At 72.5% G+C, this 15,498-nt stretch carries 17 protein-coding genes and 1 riboswitch; of the genes, 3 read left to right on the top strand and 14 right to left on the bottom strand.

From position 1 onward, the window contains the following. The first annotated feature begins 25 nt into the window (after positions 1–25). Both ACIA77_RS04570 and ACIA77_RS04565 read left to right on the top strand, forming a co-directional pair. On the top strand, positions 26–439 hold the full coding sequence (locus tag ACIA77_RS04570; protein WP_395884398.1) for a GntR family transcriptional regulator: 414 nt from the start codon (positions 26–28) through the stop codon (positions 437–439). Next, on the top strand, positions 436–1,302 hold the full coding sequence (locus ACIA77_RS04565; protein ID WP_395884397.1) for an ABC transporter ATP-binding protein: 867 nt from the start codon (positions 436–438) through the stop codon (positions 1,300–1,302). Before ACIA77_RS04570 ends, ACIA77_RS04565 begins: the two co-directional genes overlap by 4 nt. A 786-nt stretch (positions 1,303–2,088) precedes the next feature. Here the strand turns inward: ACIA77_RS04565 and ACIA77_RS04560 are convergent. Beyond that, positions 2,089–2,754, bottom strand: a complete 666-nt coding sequence (locus ACIA77_RS04560; protein WP_395884396.1) for an AAA family ATPase — start codon at positions 2,752–2,754, stop codon at positions 2,089–2,091. Positions 2,755–2,817: 63 nt separating this feature from the next. Between ACIA77_RS04560 and ACIA77_RS04555 the strand changes: the two genes are divergently transcribed. Then, entirely contained in the window at positions 2,818–3,282 is a 465-nt protein-coding gene (locus ACIA77_RS04555) for a GNAT family N-acetyltransferase (RefSeq protein ID WP_395884395.1), read from the top strand. Here ACIA77_RS04555 and ACIA77_RS04550 read toward each other — a convergent pair. The 13 genes from ACIA77_RS04550 to ACIA77_RS04490 form a co-directional block, all read right to left on the bottom strand. After that, complete coding sequence (locus ACIA77_RS04550; RefSeq protein ID WP_395884394.1) at positions 3,266–4,177, bottom strand: 3,4-dihydroxy-2-butanone-4-phosphate synthase; 912 nt, start codon at positions 4,175–4,177, stop codon at positions 3,266–3,268. The two genes, ACIA77_RS04555 and ACIA77_RS04550, sit on opposite strands and share 17 nt — an antisense overlap. Further along, positions 4,174–4,764: an NADPH-dependent FMN reductase gene (locus ACIA77_RS04545; RefSeq protein ID WP_395884393.1), complete on the bottom strand. Its 591-nt coding sequence runs from the start codon at positions 4,762–4,764 to the stop codon at positions 4,174–4,176. Before ACIA77_RS04545 ends, ACIA77_RS04550 begins: the two co-directional genes overlap by 4 nt. Positions 4,765–4,778: 14 nt before the next feature. After that, positions 4,779–6,119: an NtaA/DmoA family FMN-dependent monooxygenase gene (locus ACIA77_RS04540; RefSeq protein ID WP_395884392.1), complete on the bottom strand. Its 1,341-nt coding sequence runs from the start codon at positions 6,117–6,119 to the stop codon at positions 4,779–4,781. Next, positions 6,095–6,724 (bottom strand): tRNA (N6-threonylcarbamoyladenosine(37)-N6)-methyltransferase TrmO, encoded by a 630-nt coding sequence (gene tsaA, locus ACIA77_RS04535; RefSeq protein WP_395884391.1) that lies wholly within the window; start codon positions 6,722–6,724, stop codon positions 6,095–6,097. The genes ACIA77_RS04540 and tsaA overlap by 25 nt, the downstream gene beginning before the upstream one ends. A 16-nt stretch (positions 6,725–6,740) precedes the next feature. Next, on the bottom strand, positions 6,741–7,469 hold the full coding sequence (locus ACIA77_RS04530; protein WP_395884390.1) for an alpha/beta hydrolase family protein: 729 nt from the start codon (positions 7,467–7,469) through the stop codon (positions 6,741–6,743). A gap of 9 nt (positions 7,470–7,478) precedes the next feature. After that, positions 7,479–8,687, bottom strand: a complete 1,209-nt coding sequence (locus tag ACIA77_RS04525) for an MFS transporter (RefSeq protein ID WP_395884389.1) — start codon at positions 8,685–8,687, stop codon at positions 7,479–7,481. A gap of 223 nt (positions 8,688–8,910) precedes the next feature. Then, positions 8,911–9,354: a L,D-transpeptidase gene (locus ACIA77_RS04520; RefSeq protein ID WP_395884388.1), complete on the bottom strand. Its 444-nt coding sequence runs from the start codon at positions 9,352–9,354 to the stop codon at positions 8,911–8,913. A gap of 65 nt (positions 9,355–9,419) precedes the next feature. Beyond that, positions 9,420–9,980, bottom strand: a complete 561-nt coding sequence (locus tag ACIA77_RS04515; protein ID WP_395884387.1) for an HD family hydrolase — start codon at positions 9,978–9,980, stop codon at positions 9,420–9,422. Between the two features lie 146 nt (positions 9,981–10,126). Further along, positions 10,127–11,008: a carbohydrate ABC transporter permease gene (locus tag ACIA77_RS04510; protein WP_395884386.1), complete on the bottom strand. Its 882-nt coding sequence runs from the start codon at positions 11,006–11,008 to the stop codon at positions 10,127–10,129. Next, positions 11,005–11,943 (bottom strand): carbohydrate ABC transporter permease, encoded by a 939-nt coding sequence (locus ACIA77_RS04505; RefSeq protein WP_395884385.1) that lies wholly within the window; start codon positions 11,941–11,943, stop codon positions 11,005–11,007. Before ACIA77_RS04505 ends, ACIA77_RS04510 begins: the two co-directional genes overlap by 4 nt. A 1-nt stretch (position 11,944) precedes the next feature. After that, on the bottom strand, positions 11,945–12,988 hold the full coding sequence (locus ACIA77_RS04500) for an ABC transporter ATP-binding protein (RefSeq protein ID WP_395884384.1): 1,044 nt from the start codon (positions 12,986–12,988) through the stop codon (positions 11,945–11,947). 5 nt (positions 12,989–12,993) lie between these two features. Beyond that, positions 12,994–14,196 carry an ABC transporter substrate-binding protein gene (locus tag ACIA77_RS04495; RefSeq protein ID WP_395884383.1) on the bottom strand — a complete coding sequence of 401 codons (1,203 nt, stop codon included), beginning with the start codon at positions 14,194–14,196 and terminating at the stop codon, positions 12,994–12,996. A 362-nt stretch (positions 14,197–14,558) separates the two neighbouring features. Continuing rightward, positions 14,559–15,287, bottom strand: a complete 729-nt coding sequence (locus ACIA77_RS04490; protein ID WP_395884382.1) for a FadR/GntR family transcriptional regulator — start codon at positions 15,285–15,287, stop codon at positions 14,559–14,561. A gap of 59 nt (positions 15,288–15,346) precedes the next feature. Further along, a riboswitch (cobalamin riboswitch) is annotated at positions 15,347–15,498 on the bottom strand.

Below are 15,498 nucleotides of genomic sequence, written 5' to 3'. Positions count from 1 at the left end.
GTTATTTAGGACAATGGAGACCAGGGTGTTCGAGTTCCGGTTCGAGAGCGGTTCCGGCGTACCGCCGTACCTGCAGCTGGTGCGGCAGGTCGAGGACGCCGTCCGGCTCGGTGAGCTGAGGCGGGGCGAGCAGCTGCCGACGGTCAAGGAGGTCGCGCGGCGGCTCGTCGTCAACCCCAACACCGTGCAGAAGGCCTACCGCGAGCTGGACCGCCGGGGCGTGGTGCGAGCCAAGCCCGGGCAGGGCACCTTCGTGACGCGCGAAGCCGGCGGCGTCTCGCCGGAACGGCGCACGCAACTGCGCGCTTCGCTCGCGCGGTGGCTCACCGAGGCGCGGGCGGCCGGGCTCGCGGCCGAGGACGTCGAAGCCCTGGTCTCGGCCGTCCTGCGCGAGCACCGCGGGGACGGGAATCCACGATCGGGGAAGGAGAACGAGTGAGCACACCGGCGATCGCGACCCACGGCCTCGGCCGGCGCTACGGTCGCACCTGGGGGCTTCGGGACTGCACACTCGAGATCGGCGCCGGCCGCGTGGTCGGCCTCGTCGGGCCCAACGGCGCGGGGAAGTCGACCCTGCTGTCGCTGCTGGCGGGGCTGCGGCGGCCGTCGGCCGGACACCTCGAACTGCTCGGGCGGCCCGTCCGCGCCGGCCGGCCGGACGACGGCGTCGCGTACCTCGACCAGCGGCATTCGCTGTACGAGTCGTTCCGCGTGCGCGAGGTGTTCGAGGCGGCGCGCCGGCTCAACCACCGCTGGGACCAGGACACGGCGGTGGCGCGGATGCGCGAGCTGGACATCCCGCTCGGCCGGCGGGTCGCCGGGCTCTCCGGCGGGCAGCGCGCCCAGGTGGCGCTGAGCGTCGCACTGGCCCGGCGGCCGGAGCTGCTGGTCCTCGACGAGCCGGTGGCGAGCCTCGACCCGCTCGCGCGGCGCGAGCTGATGGGCACGCTCATGGCGGCGAAGGCCGACCACGAGTGCACCGTCGTGCTGTCCTCGCACGTCGTGGCCGAGCTGGAGCGGCTGTGCGACTACGTCGTGGTCCTCGAGCACGGGCGGGTGGTGCTCGCCGGTGACGTCGACGAGCTGATGACCGCGCACACGCTGCTCACGGGCCCTTCGTCCACTGTGGACGAGGTCGGCGGCCGCGTCGTCTCCGTCGAACACCGCGGATCCGCTGCGTCTCTGCTGGTGCGCGGGCCGAACCCGGCACCGCCCCCACGCTGGCGGGCCGAGCCGGTGTCGCTCGAAACCCTGGTGCTGCACCACCTCGCGACCGCTCGGGCGAAGGGGGCCGCCGCGTGATCTGGGTTTCCTGGCGCCAGGACCGCACCCGGCTGCTCGGTCTCGCCGCGCTCTTCGTCGTGCTGGCGGCCGGATACGTCGCGATGGGGGCCGGCATGCGCGGTTCGTTGCCCGCGACTGAGCTGCCCCAGTGCTTCGCCGGCGCACCCGACCCGCGCTGCGGTGCGTGGCCCGGGCTGATCTCCTTCGTGCACAACTACGCGCAGGTGCTGCTCACGCTGCTGCCGGCCGCGCTCGGCATCTTCCTCGGCGCCCCGCTGGTGGCCGCCGAACTGGAACACCACACGTACAGCTTCGCCTGGACCCAGTCGGTCACGCGGACCCGCTGGCTCGGCTCCCGGCTCCTGCTCGGCGGGGCGTTCTCCGTGGTCTACGGGCTGGTGTTCGCGGCCGCGCACGCGTGGTGGTTCGCGCCGGCGACGCCGCTCGAGGGCTGGTTCCCGACGTTCGACTTCGGGCTCGTGTCGTTCCCGCTGACGTGTCTGTTCGGGTTCACCCTCGGCGTGGCGGGCGGGGCGGTGTTCCGGCGGACGCTCGCCGGCGCCGCGGTCGCGCTCGCCGGATTCCTCCCGGTGGTCGTGGTGGTGAAGAACTTCGTGCGGCCGCGGTTGCTCGCCCCCGTGCTGACCGAGCAGACGCACGCGGGCGATCTGCACGCCGGCACGGAGGTGTTCCGCGACCTCGCGGGCGCGATCCACGGCTACGACGAAACCCTCGCGCTGGCCGGCGTTCCGCGGCCGCCGGTGCCCGGCATGGAACCGGTGGACACGCTCGCGCGGGCCGGGTTCACCCGCCTGTACCCCGTGCAGCCGGCCGGCCGGTTCTGGTCGCTGCAGCTGTGCGAGGCCGGTCTGTTCGCGCTGCTGGCCGCGGGCTGCGTGGCCCTGACCTTCTGGTGGGTGCGCCGGCGCCTGACCTGAGGGCGAGCACGGCGTGCCGTGCGGCCGAGCGGGTGATGACCTGGGCGCTGTCGAACCCCGGGGGCACCCGCCCGGCGCGCAGGTCTTCGCGCACGGCGCGCGCCCTCGCCACGTGGCGCGCGAACGAGCGGCTCCGCACCACCCGCGCCCGGCTGTGCTGCCCCGCCAGGGCCTGCTCGGCCGTGGCGTCGAGCCACAGCAGCCGGGCCGGGCGCCGGGTGCCGGCGGCCACGGCGGTGAGCCACCGCCTTGTCGAGGACCGCGTGGCGGGTTCGTGCACCACGAGCGGGCCGCGGCGCAGGGCCGCGGACAGCACGATCCGCGCGCGGTGGCACAGGTGCACCACCGGCCGGTACAGCCGGTACGGGACCGCGGCGGGCACGATCGCGTCGAGCCGCTGCCGCACCTGGTCGGAGTCGAGCACGCGCACCGGGCCGGCGGCGCGGCGGAGCATCGTCGTCTTGCCCGCACCGGGCAGCCCGGCGACGACGAGCAGGTCCCGGCGCCCGAGCTCGATCACTGTGCGAACCATGCCGCGACAACGAACAGCCGAAAGTAAAGGTTCCTTTACCCTCGGCCGGGCCAAGATGGACCCGTGGACCACGTCGAGATCCGCCCCGCCCGTCCCGCCGAACTCGAAGCCGTCGCCGCGTTGCGGTGGCGCTGGGTGGCCGAGCGGGACGGCCTGCCGGACGATCGGCGCGGCGCGTTCGTCGACGCCTTCGCCTCGTGGGCCCGCGACAACGCCGCCACGCACCGGTGCGTGGTCGCGGTCGGCGACGGCACCGTGCTCGGCATGGGTTTCCTCGCGATCACCGCGCGGGTGCCGGCTCCCGCGGCCGTCGAGCGGTTCTCCGGGGACCTCCAGTGCGTCTACGTCGTGCCGGAAGGCCGCAGCTTCGGGCTCGGCGGCCGGCTCATCGACGCGCTCCTGCGTCTGGCCGCCGAGCTGGGGCTGGAGCGCGTGACCGTGCACTCGTCGGCGCGGGCGATCTCCGCGTACGAGCGGCACGGGTTCGCGGTGTCCCCGAAGCTGCTGCAGATCAGCCCGGCCCGCTGAGCCCGAGGTCGCGCAGGATCTGGTCCGCGACGTGGTCGGTGCGCGCGTCCGGCCCGGCGTGCTCGCGCAACGCGGACCACAGCGACCGGCGGCCGCGGACGTAGACCAGCACCCCGGACCCGGCTCGCGCGATCTCCGCGAGCGAATCGCGGACCGCCTGCGCGCAGCCGCAGTGCCGGGCGCCGAACGCGTCGCCGGCCGGGCACTCGACGTGCACGCGCACCACGGCGTCGCGGTCCGGCTCACCGCGGACGAGGGCGACGTGCTCGCCGCCGTCGACCCGATCCCGGTAGCCGAGTGCGCGGAAACCGCCGTGCGCCAACGGAAGCCGGGCGACGGCGGCCCGTTCGACGAGCCGCTCGTGCGTCCGCCGGTAGGCCACCACGTCGTCGACGGAGACCACCGGGAGGCCGGTGCCCTCGGCGGCCGCGCTGAGTTCCACGAAAGCCGCGGCGGGTGCGCAGCCCGCGATGCGCACCAGATCCGCGGCGGCTTCCGGCAAGCCGGGCCGCGTCAGCACGCCGAGTGGCTGCGTCCGGGTCGGGAACACCGGGCCCGGTATCCGGAAGTCGTGGCGCTGCGACGCCGGGTCGGCCAGCGCGCGGAGCGTGCGGGCCGGTGAGCCGCCGTGCGAGACGCCGACGTGCACGGCGGAACCCGGGACCATCGCCGGGATCCGGAGCCGGTCCAGCGCCACGCCTGGCAGCGCGCAGCCGACCGGCATCCCGCGCGTGGCCAGGAACCGCACCGTCTCCCCGGTGACGAGCTCCGCGGCGGCCACCAGCGTGGCCCCCGCGTCACCCGCGATCAGCACGACCTCGCCCCGGGAGAGGGCCGCGGCCGCGCCGGTCACCCCGGCGGCCTCGACCACCTCCCGGGCCGGCGACAGCGTCACGCCGCGCTCCACAGCCGCGCGAACCCGCACACCTGACGGCCCACCGTGGCCAGCTGGTCGCCGACCTTCGCGTCGGCGATCACGCCGTCGGCGCCGAAGGGCCGGGTCGCCGAGTTCACGACGACCCCCAGCGGCGTCGGCCACCCGCGCAGGGCGTGCACGGTCGAGCGCAGCGACGTCAGCGTGGTGACTCCGGCCTGCCAGCCGCCGGTGGCGACGACGCAGCCGACGGCTTTGCCGTCGAGGTAGGGGACTTCGTCCTCGGCCAGCTCCTGCAGGTGGTCGAGCGCGTTCTTCAGCAGCCCGGAGATCCCGCCGTGGTAGCCGGGCACGGACACCACGAGCGCGTCGGCGCGCCGGACGGCTTCGAGCAGCCGCACCGCCTCCGCGGTCGGGGGCGCGGCACCCGGGTCGTACATCGGCAGCGTCAGCTCGGCCGCCGTGATGAGCTCGGTCTCGGCCCCTTCGGCGGCGGCCGCCGCGAGCGCGTGGCGCAGCGCGCGCTCCGACGTCGAGCCGGGCCGCAGCGTGCCGCCGATCCCCAGCACGCGCACGGGGTCTCCCCCGGTGCTCAGCAGTGCGGTCATCGTGTCTCCCTCCTTCAGCGGGCCGCGAGCAGCGACGACACAGCCGACGGCGCGGGCAGGCCGAGGCTCGCGCGCAGTGTGTCGTGCTCGTAGTCGGTGTGGAACAGACCGCGGCGCTGCAGCTCGGGCACGAGCAGCTCGACGGCGTCGTGCACACCCGAGGGGAGCATGTCGACCATGAGCGTGAAGCCGTCGGCCGCGCCGGCCCCGAGGCGCTCCTGCATCTGGTCGGCGACCTGCTCGGCGGTCCCGACGACCTGGTGGTGGCCACCGCCGTAGCTCGCGATCAGCTCGCGGACCGTGAGGTCCTCCTTGATCGCGAGGTTCACGATGCTGCGGCGGAACCCGATGGAGCCGGTGAACTCCGCGTCGGGGCCGAGCAGGTGCGCGGGGAACTTCTCGTCGAGCTCCAGCACCTCGGCAGGCAGGCCGACGCGCTTGGACAGCTTCTTGAGGTTCGCCCTCACCCCGAACACCTCGTCCATCAGCTGCTTGCGCTCCTGCGCGGCCTTCTCGGTGGCGCCGAGGACCACGGACATGCCGGGCAGGATCTTGATGCTCTCCGGATCGCGGCCGTACTCGGCGGCGCGGCGGCGCATGTCGGCGCGGAACGCGACGGCGTCTTCGATCACGTGCTGGGCCGTGAACACGACGTCGGCGTACTTGGCGGCCTGGTCGCGGCCGCGGTCGGAGGAGCCGGCCTGGAAGATCACCGGACGGCCCTGCGGCGAGCGCGCGAACGGCATCGGGCCCTTCACCGCGAAGTGCTCGCCGACGTGGTTGATCTCGTGCACCCGGTCCGGGTCGGCGAACACACCGGCTTCCTTGTCACCGACCAGCGCGCCTTCCTCCCAGCTGTCCCAGAGCTTGAGGACCACGTCGATGAACTCGTCGGCGCGGGAGTAGCGCTCGGCGTGGTCCGGGTGCGCGCCGCCGCCGAACTGCTCCATGACGGTCGGGTTCTGCGTGGCGATGGAGTTCCAGCCGACGCGGCCCTGGCTGAGGTGGTCGAGCGTCGCGAAGCGCCGCGCCAGGTCGTAGGGCTGGTTGTAGGTGGTCGAGCCCGTGCCGACCAGGCCGATCCGGTCGGTGATGCCGGCCATGAGCGACAGCACGGTGACGGTGTCGAGCGCGCCGCACGGGCGTTCGGTGCCGACCTCCTGGTTGGTCATCTGCTCGGCGAGGAAGATCGCGTGCAGCTTCCCGGCTTCGGCGGTGCGGGCGATGTCCTGGTACAGCGCGGGGGTCAGGTGGTCACCGGCGTCGCCTTCGCGCGCCATCCACGCGCCGGTGTGCATGCCGAGGCCGTGCATGAGCGCGGCCGTCAGGATCATGGTGGGGGTGCCGGCGTCCACTCGGGTTCTCCTTGGCGTCGTCGGGTTTCAGGACCACGAACGACGCTAGGTTCGCGCCGGGACCGCGACCAGCGGTGATCTGTGACGCGATCCCTTAGCGCGGCTAACACCTCCCCGTCAGCCCCCGGGCGCGAGGTCCTCCGGCGTGGTGCCCTCGGCGACGGAGACGTCGTCGAACCAGCCGCAGCTCGGCTCGCCCGGCGGGCGGTCGAGGCCGTGACGTAGGGCTTGAGGTCGAGCACCGGGGTGCCGTCGAGCAGGTCGACGCCGGCGAAGCGGACCTCGCGGCCTTCGACGCCGAGGATCCGGACCAGGCTGAGCCCGATCGGGTTGACGCGCCGCGGGCCGCGCATCGCGAAGATCCCCATGCGGCGCTGCTCGCGGCGCAGCAGGTAGGGCACCTGCGTGAGGCTCGTCGTCGGCCGGTCGGGGCGGTCGAGCCAGCTCAGGAGCCAGGCGTAGTCGAACGCGGCCAGCCCGGCGAGCCCTTCGACGTACTCGCCGGCGATCTCCAGCACGCCTTCCTCGCCGCGGTTGGCGCCGGCCTGCACGGGAGTGCGCTCGAGCTCGGTGCGGGCGGTGCGCACGAACCCGATGGCGGGCAACGGGCACTCCACCGGATCAGCCCCGTTCCACAGTGGACAGTTTGGTGAGGGTGTCCACCAAGGACGTCCACGCGGGACCGTCCGGGGCCACCACGTCGAAGTGGCCGGCCCCGGGGACGACGAGCAGTTCCGCGCCCGTTTTCCCGGCGTACGCCCGCGACAGCTCCACCGGGAGGGCCGAATCACGATCGCCGTGCAGCAGCACCACCGGCACTTCCGGCCGGCCGAGCGCTGCCGGATCGGCGGCGGCGTAACGGTCCGGGACCTCCTCGGGCCCGCCGCCGAGCAACGCCGCGACGGTGCCGCCGGGCTCCCGCCGCTCGGCGTCCGCCAGGTCGGCGACCGGGGCCAGGGCGACGACACCCGCGAGCTCGGCGCCGCGGTGCACGGCCCACAAGGCGAGGGTGCCACCCGCGGAATGGCCGAGCACCACCGTCCGCGCGACGTCCACGCTGCCGGGCCGCTGCGCGTCGATCAGTCCGGGCAGGGTGGCCACGGCGAGGGCGACGTCGTCGAACGTCGCGGGCCAGCCGCCGCCCCCGCCGACCCGGCGGTACTCGACGTTCGCGACGGCGAACCCGTGCCGCGTCAGCGCGCGCACGACGGGGTCGAGGTAACTGCGGTCGATGTCGGCGAGCCACGAACCCCCGTGCAGCACGAGAACGAGCGGGGCTGCGGGGTTCGGCGGAAACACGACGTCGGCGAGGTGATCGGGCTCGGGCCCGTAGCGCACGGCGAGGTCCATACCGCCAGCCTAGGCCCGCTCCAGCTTCGCCAGCCGCGGCACCAGCACGAGCGACGCCAGCGCCAGGCACCCACCGGCGACGATCGGCGCGCGGACCCCCGCCGCCGTGCCGAGCACCCCGCCCAGCGCGGCGCCGGCCGGGATGCCGCCCCAGCCGATCAGCCGGTACGCGCTGCTCACGCGGCCGCGCAGCTCACGCGGGACGAGCCGCTGGCGCACTGACACCGCCTGCACGTTCCACACGACGATGCCGAAGCTGCCCAGCGCGTACATCCCGGCCACGAGGACCACCGACGTCGCCAGCCCGGCCACGACCAGCGCGACACCGAGCGCGGTGATCGCCACGGCGATCCGGGCACCGAGCCCGAGCCGCGCCTTGAGCGGCCCCGCCGCGAACGACCCCGCCAGCCCACCGGCGGCGCCCGCGGCGAGCACGAGCCCGTAGACGAACTCCGGCGCGTGCAACGTCTGCACGACGAGCAGGACCAGTACGGACGTCGCGAGCTGCACCGCCAGCGCGGCCACCCCCAGTTCGCACGCGAGCAGCCGCAACCCCCGGTGGCCCCACAACCACCGCACGCCTTCGGCGATGTCCGCGCGCATCGACGCCTTGCTCGTCCGGCCGGCACCCGGCGCGGCGCGCACGGACCGCACCGGCAACGCCGCGAGCGCGAACGACACCGCGTCCACCACCAGCGGCGCCCCGGCCGCGACCGCGAACAGGGCCGCCCCCACCGGCGGCCCGAGGAACTGCAGCCCGACCACCTGACTGCCCTGCAGCCGCCCGTTCGCCGCGTCGAGCCCGTCGGCCGCGACGACGTCCGGCAGCAACGCCGTGGCCGCGTTGTCGAACACGGTCTCCGCGCACCCCAACGCGAACGTCAGCACCGCGAGCACCCAGACCGGCGGCAGGCTCACGAACACCCACGCCGCCACCGCCGCGACCAGCACCGCCCGCACGGCGTCCGTGCGCCACATGAGCCGCCGCCGCTCGTGCCGGTCCGCGAGCGCCCCGCCGAACAGCGAGAACAGCACCCACGGCACCGACCCGGCCACCGCCACCGCGCTCACGGCCCCCGGCGTCGGCGCCACGGCCGCCGCGAGCAGCGGCAGCACCGCCACCCGCACCCCGTCCCCCAGCACGGACACCGAGGACGCCGCCCAGACCTTTGCGAACTCCCGCCCCAGCGCGGGCCGCTCCCCCTGCTTCGCCGCCACCTGACCATCCTGCCAGGCCGGCGGCAGGGGTTCAGACCAGTGACCGCACCTGCGCGAGGAGCCGATTCGCACACCACCCGCTGCCAGGGCTTACGCGCACCGATCCCCTCTCCGCGGAGGTGGCGAGCCCAGAGCCGTCAAGACCTGCGCACAGCAGAGCCAAAACGAGCCGCCGGGGCGCGAAACCACTCCGTCCCCCACCCCGGCAGCCCGGGAACTTTCCCTACTTCACCACTTCCACCACATCGCCCGGGTGGAGGGCGTGGTAGAACGCCACCGCGTCGGCGTGGGAGAGGTGGACGCAGCCGTGCGATTGGACCTTCAGGCTGCCCTGGTGGAACGCGACGCCGGTGGTCGTGAAGAAGACCGAGTACGGCATTGGGCCGTTGAACTGCTTGCTGTAGTGGTCGATGTCCTTGTACTGCACGCGGAACGTGCCCCGCGGCGTCGGAAAGGCCGGTTTGCCCGCCGTGATGGGGACGGCGCCGCGCAGGACGGAGCCGTGGTCCATCAGCCAGGCCTTGCCGGTGTGCAGCTGGACGCAGGCTTTCGCCGCGGTGCTGCACGGTGCCGTGGCCGCGCTCGCCTCACCCGCGAAGCCGATCGTGGCCGTCGTGGCCGCGGCCGCCGCCACGCCCGCCAGTAGCGCCGTGATCCTCCACTTCATCGCCTTGCCTCCCGTCTCTCGCGAGCAATGTTCCCCGGCCGGCGATCTTCCAACCATCGCGGTACTCAGAGCGTGCGCCAAGCGAGCGGCGACAAGGCCACCGCGGCGTCCGCCACGCGCCGCGCGGTGTCCGTGAACAGGTCCGCGCGCGCCGACGAGATCCATTCCTCCACTGTGGACACCCCGGCTGCGCGGTACTCCAGCGCCTGCAGGAGCATTTCGAGCTTGTCGGCGTCTTTCGCGCAGCGGGCCGCCACCGTGGACCGGGCTTCGTACTCGTCCACGGCGGACCGCACGGCCGAACCGGAACGCGCGGGCAGCGCGGCCGTTTGGTCGGCGGTGATCGCGCGCGGATCCGGCTTCACGAGGTACGGCTGCGCCGAATGCGGCAAGTCGCCCGTCCGGGTCTCCTGCGTGTCGTGCCACAACGCGAGGAACGCCGCCCGTTCGGGCGACGCGCCTTCCTCGGCGGCCAGCAGGGCGGCGAGCTGCGCCGCCCGCACGCTGTGCTCGGCCACCGACTCGGGATCACGCACGCCGGCCTGCCACCAGCCCGCGCGGCGGACGCGCTTGAGCACGCCCAGTTCGTAGCCGAAGGCAGCCAGCGCGGTGGCCTCGTCAGCCATGGTTCCACTCCCCGGGGTCGGTGATCTCCGTCGCCCAGCGTAGGCGCCGTCGACCTCGAAGCCCCGGCGCAGCCCGGTTTCCGAAGCCGTTCCGCGGCCCCGGAACCGCTCCGGCCGCCGCACTCGGCCGGAACCCGATCGGCGCCTCATTCCTTGACCGCGCCCATCGTGAACCCGGCGACGAACCGGTCCAGGAACCAGGTGAACACCAGGGCGATCGGCACCGCCACCAGCACGGTGGCCGCCTGCAGCGACTGCCAGAAGAACACGTCACCGCGTACCAGCTGCGTCGGGACCCCGGTGCTCACCGGCATCTGGTCCGTCGGCGCGACGAAGGCGAGCGCGTAGATGAACTCGCTCGCGGTCAGGGTGAACGCGAACACGACCACCGCGACGACGCCGGGGTACGCGAGCGGCAGGACGGCCCGCACGAACGCACCCACCCGGCTGTAGCCGTCGACCATGGCCTGCTCCTCGATGTCCTTCGGGATGTTCTTGAGGAATCCCATGAGCAGCCAGACCGAGACCGGGATGGTGATGGTCGGGTAGATCAGGACCAGCGACCACGTCGAGTCCTGGAGCCCGACGGCCACCACGATCCGCGACAGCGCGAGGAACAACAGGCTGGGTGGCACGAGGTAGACGAGGAAGATGCCGATCGCCATCGGCCCGGACCACGGACGGTCCAGCCGGGCGAGCGCGTAGGCGGCGGGCAGGCCGAGCGCGAGCGTGATCAGCACGACCAGGATCCCGACGAGCAGGGTGTTCGCCGCGAAAGTCAGGAACTCGGTGTCGGTGAACAGAAAGGCGACGTGGTCCGAGGTGGGCGGCCGGTTGAACACGAACGGGTTGTTCTGCGGGTTGTACAGATCGCGGTTCTGCTTGAACGCCGTGATCAGGCTCCACAGGAAGGGCGCCGCGCAGATCAGCGCCGCGAGGATCGCCGCCAGGTACAGGCCCACCCGGGCGAGCACGTGGCGCCTGGCGTACCGCTGCCGCAGCCGGCCGGCCTCCTCCGCTGTGGTCATCGCACCTCGATCCTCCGCACCGCGCGCAGGATGAGCACCGCCGCGGCGAGCAGCAACGGGAACAGGAACAGCGCGATGACCGCGCCCTGGCCGACGTCACCGCCGTCGATGCCGCGGTAGAACGCCCAGCTGGCCAGCACCTGCGTGGCGTCGTTCGGGCCGCCCCGGGTGAGCACGCGGACCACGGCCATGTCGGTGAAGGTGAAGATGGCGCCGAACAGCGCGGCGACCGCCGCCACCGGGAGGACCAGCGGGATCGTGATCTCGAACATCCTGCGCCAGTACCCCGCCCCGTCGACCCGCGCGGCCTCGTCGATGTCCTTGGGGATGGCCATCAACCCGGCCATCATGATCACCGCGGCCAGCGGGGTCAGCCGCCAGACGTGGACCGCGATCACCGAGGCCATCGACAGGCCGGGCCGGCCGAGCCAGTACACGTTCTCCGCCGGGCCGAGCGCGCCGAACTGCCGCAGCATCCAGTCGATCGGCGAGTAGATGGAATCCAGCAGCCAGAGCCACGAGATCGACGAGAGGGCCACCGGTGTCGTCCACGCCAGCAGGACCAGGAACCGGACCACCCACTTGCCGCGGAAGTCCGCGATGAGGATGTTGGCGAGCACCTTGCCCAGCACCACGATCAGGACCATCGAGATCACCGTGAACACGAACGTGTTGCTCAGTGCCCGCCAGAACACGGGGTCGTGGAAGACCCGTGAGAAGTTGCGGACGCCGACGAAATCGAACGAGGGGTCCCCGGCGGTCACGTCCGAGAACGCGAACGCGATGGCGAGCACGAACGGAACGCCCACCAGCGCGACGATGTAGACGATGCTGGGCAGCAGGAAACCCCACGCCAGCAGACCGTCGCGGTCGGCCAGCCGGCGCCGTGCCGGGGCGGTCGCGGCGCTGGTGACCGTGTCGGTCGTCGTGGCCATCTCACCCACCGCCCACCCGGACCGGCTCGGAGCGTTGCCCGCTCTCCGAGTCGAAGAACCGCAGGCGTGAGCCGGGCACGGCGAAATCGTGTGTCTCGCCCACCACGATCGCGGTGTCCACTGTGGCCGGTAGCCGCGCGACCACCCGGGTGGGCTCACCGATCCGGGACACGGTGCCGTACACGTGCCGGTCGCCGGAGAGGTACTCGAGCCGCTCCACGGCCAGTGGCATCGTGACCCGCTCGCCGGCCGGGACGTTCTCGACCGGCAGCAGGTGCTCCGGGCGGAACCCGACCAGCAGCTCGGCGTGCGGGATCAGGTTCATCGGTGGCGAGCCGATGAACGTCGCCACGAAGGTGTCGGCCGGGTTGTCGTAGACCTCCACCGGCGGGCCCGCCTGGCGCACCCGGCCTGCGTTGAGCACGGCGATCCGGTCACCGAGCCCCATCGCTTCGGCCTGGTCGTGGGTCACGTAGATCGTCGTGGTTCCCACGTCCTGCTGGAACCGCTTGAGCTCGTCGCGTGCGCTGGCCCGCAGCTTCGCGTCCAGGTTCGACAAGGGCTCGTCGAGGAGGAACACCTGGGGGTCGCGCACCAGCGCCCGGGCGAGTGCCACCCGCTGCCGTTCGCCACCGGAGAGCTGTCGCGGCTTCCGCTGCAGCAGCGGTTCGAGGCCCAGGAGCTCGGCCGCCCAGCGGGCCTTGCGCTCGCGGGCCCCCTTGGCCACGCCCACGGCCCGGAGCGGGAACACGATGTTGGCCAGGACCGTCTTGTGCGGGTACAGGGCATAACTCTGGAACACCATCGCGATCTGGCGCGCGCGGGGTGGCAGTCCGGTCACCACGTGCCCGTCGATCAGCACATCGCCGCTGGTCGGCCGTTCCAGCCCGGCGATGGTCCGCAGCAAGGTCGTCTTGCCACAGCCCGACGGGCCGAGCAGCACCAGGTACTCACCGGCCGCGGCGGCCAGGCTCACCCGGTCGATGGCGGGCCCGTGCCCACCGTCGAACCGCTTGACCAGGTCGCGAACCTCGACGACCGCCATCGCACTCAGCCGCCGACGAGCCCGGCAGCACGCCACTTGGTGAAGATCGCGTTGACCTGTCCCTCCGCCTCGGCGACCGATTGCTGCGGGGTGGCTTCGCCGCGTACCGCGCGGGCGAACATGTTGGGGATGACGAAGGTGCTGAACACTTCGCCGATGGCCGTGCTGGCCGGGCCCGGGTAGCCGATGTTGGCGCTCCACGGCACGGCGTCGGCGAGGAGCTTCAGCTTGTCGGGCGGCCGGGAGCCGAACGGGTCGTTCGCGAGCCAGTTCGGCAGCTCGGGGGTCAGTGAGGACCACGCGGAGAAGTCGTACAGCTTGGACTGGTAGGTCGCCGAGGCGAAGTTCGCGGTGTAGTGGAGCAGGAACTCCTTGGCCGCGGGTACCCCGGTGGCGTGCCGCGGGATGATCCAGTTGTACAGCACGTGCTGTGCGGCCAGCGCGGTGTCCGGTCCGCGCAGCGCCGGAACGAAGAACGTGTCATCGGCGACGCTCGGGTTCGACGAGGCGGCGGTCCGCCAGGCGGAGATCGAGTTGACGATGTAGGACAGCTTGCCGGCGACGAGACCCTGGTTGTTGCTCGCCGCGTTCCAGGAGAAGATCTCGGGCGTCATGGCCTGCCCGTAGAGTTTCGTCATGTACTCGACGGCCGCGACCGTCTGCGGCGAGTTGAGCGTGACCCGCTCGTTCGCGTCCTGCTCGGACGCGCCGTAGGACCACATCAGCGCGCGCAGCACCATGTTGGAGTCGATTTCCTGGGACATGCCGAGGCCGAGCGGGATTCCCTTGCTGTTCTTGATCCGCGCCGCACCGGTGAGCAGCTCGTCCCACGTGGCGGGGCCGTTCGGCAGGCCGACCGGCTCCCACAGCGACCTGCGGTAGTTGCCCGGGTCGGGTACCCAGCCCGGCGAGTACGCGTAGAACTTGCCGGTCGCGGGGTTGAGGCTCGACTTCTCGCACAGCGGGAGCTGCTTCCCCCAGCGCCCGGTCGCTTCGCTGACCAGGTCGCGCTGGTCCAGCACACTCGGCTCGAACTGCGACAGCGTCGCGATGTACTGGATGAGGTCGTGGCCCTGTCCCGCCTGGATCTCGGCCGCGATCCGGGTGGGGATCTGCGCCTGGTCGATGTGGTCGACGGTCACCTTGACGCCGACCCGCGACCCCCAGTCCTGCGCGAACCGATCGAACCACACGTCGTGGTCTGGCACGAAATGGCTCCAGAGAAGGATTTTCAGCTCACCGGAGAGCTTTGTGGACGGTTCACTGAAGGTCTCCTGCGGAGCTTGGCCACGGGCGGTTCCCCCCGTGTCGTCCTCGGAGGCGCAGGCGCCCAGTGCCACCGAACCCAGTGTGATGGCGGCGGCGGCGCGCAACACGTCCCGCCGGCTGTGCTGTGAAGTGGGGAGGTCGCTCATCACCGACTCCTCCCTCTCGAAAAAGGAGGCAAATGACTTTAGTCGATACCGCACCGCGCGGCAGTGTGAACCGAACTCCGGTCAGATCGGCGAGAGCGGCCGCCGCCTCGACCCACCACGTTCGGGCCGGATCCCGGCACCGCCATCGATCGCTTTCAGGGGTTGAGCACCCGGTCCTGGTAGAAGCGGGTGATGTGGTCGGCCACGAGGTCGGCCGCGCGATCCCCGTCGCCGGCCTCGACGGCGCGCAGGATCGCCTCGTGCTCGGTCACGAGGCCGGCCGCGACGGCGCGCCAGTCGGGCAGCCGCGCGAAGGCCGCCGCCATCTCCGACTCGACGGCGCCGCGCAGCGCCTGCATCAGGTCGGTGGCCAGCGCGTTGCCAGAGATGCGGGCGATGCTCACGTGGAACTCGGTGTCCAGCGCGTTGAACTGCTGGTACTCCTGGTCCGCGGCGCGCATCCCGTCGACGAGCGCCGCCAGCCGGGCCACGTCCTCGGGGGTGCGGGTCGCCGCGGCGCCGCGGGCCGCGTTGCGTTCCAGCTGCACGCGCGTCTCGACGAGATCGGCCAGGCTGATGCGCGCGAGCGCGAGGTGCAGCCGCAGCAGGTTGGTCAGCGCCGGGGTCGAACGCGCCGTGACGACGGACCCGGCGTCGGCGCCCGAACCCGTGCGGGCCTCGATGATCCCCATCGCTTCGAGGGCGCGCAGGGCTTCGCGGACGCTGGTCCGGCTCACCCCGAGCGCGCTCACGAGCTCTCGCTCGCTGGGGAGCTTCTCCCCCGCGCGCAGGCTGCCGTCGAGGATCTTCTCCTCGATCTGCGCCAGCACCTGTTCGTGCATCCGCACGCGCCGGACCGGCTCCCAGGCCGCCTCGGACGTCATGACCGGTCCCTCGACATCCCCATGATGGTCACGCTCCTCCTCGGGTTCGTGCGACCCGCTCAAGGATGGACGCGGCGAGAGGGTCTGCCTGCGGACCCCGCCGGGCGGGGTCCGATCACAGTGGCGCGACCGGCCCGGATTCTCACCGGAGTTCCTCTTCACCGCGTAGTGCTCACTCAAGGTAATCGGAGCTCGCAGGTAGTGTCAATAT

Source organism: Amycolatopsis sp. NPDC051903, assembly GCF_044452505.1.
Taxonomy (GTDB): domain Bacteria; phylum Actinomycetota; class Actinomycetes; order Mycobacteriales; family Pseudonocardiaceae; genus Amycolatopsis.
This window is presented reverse-complemented; position numbering and strand designations above follow the sequence as displayed.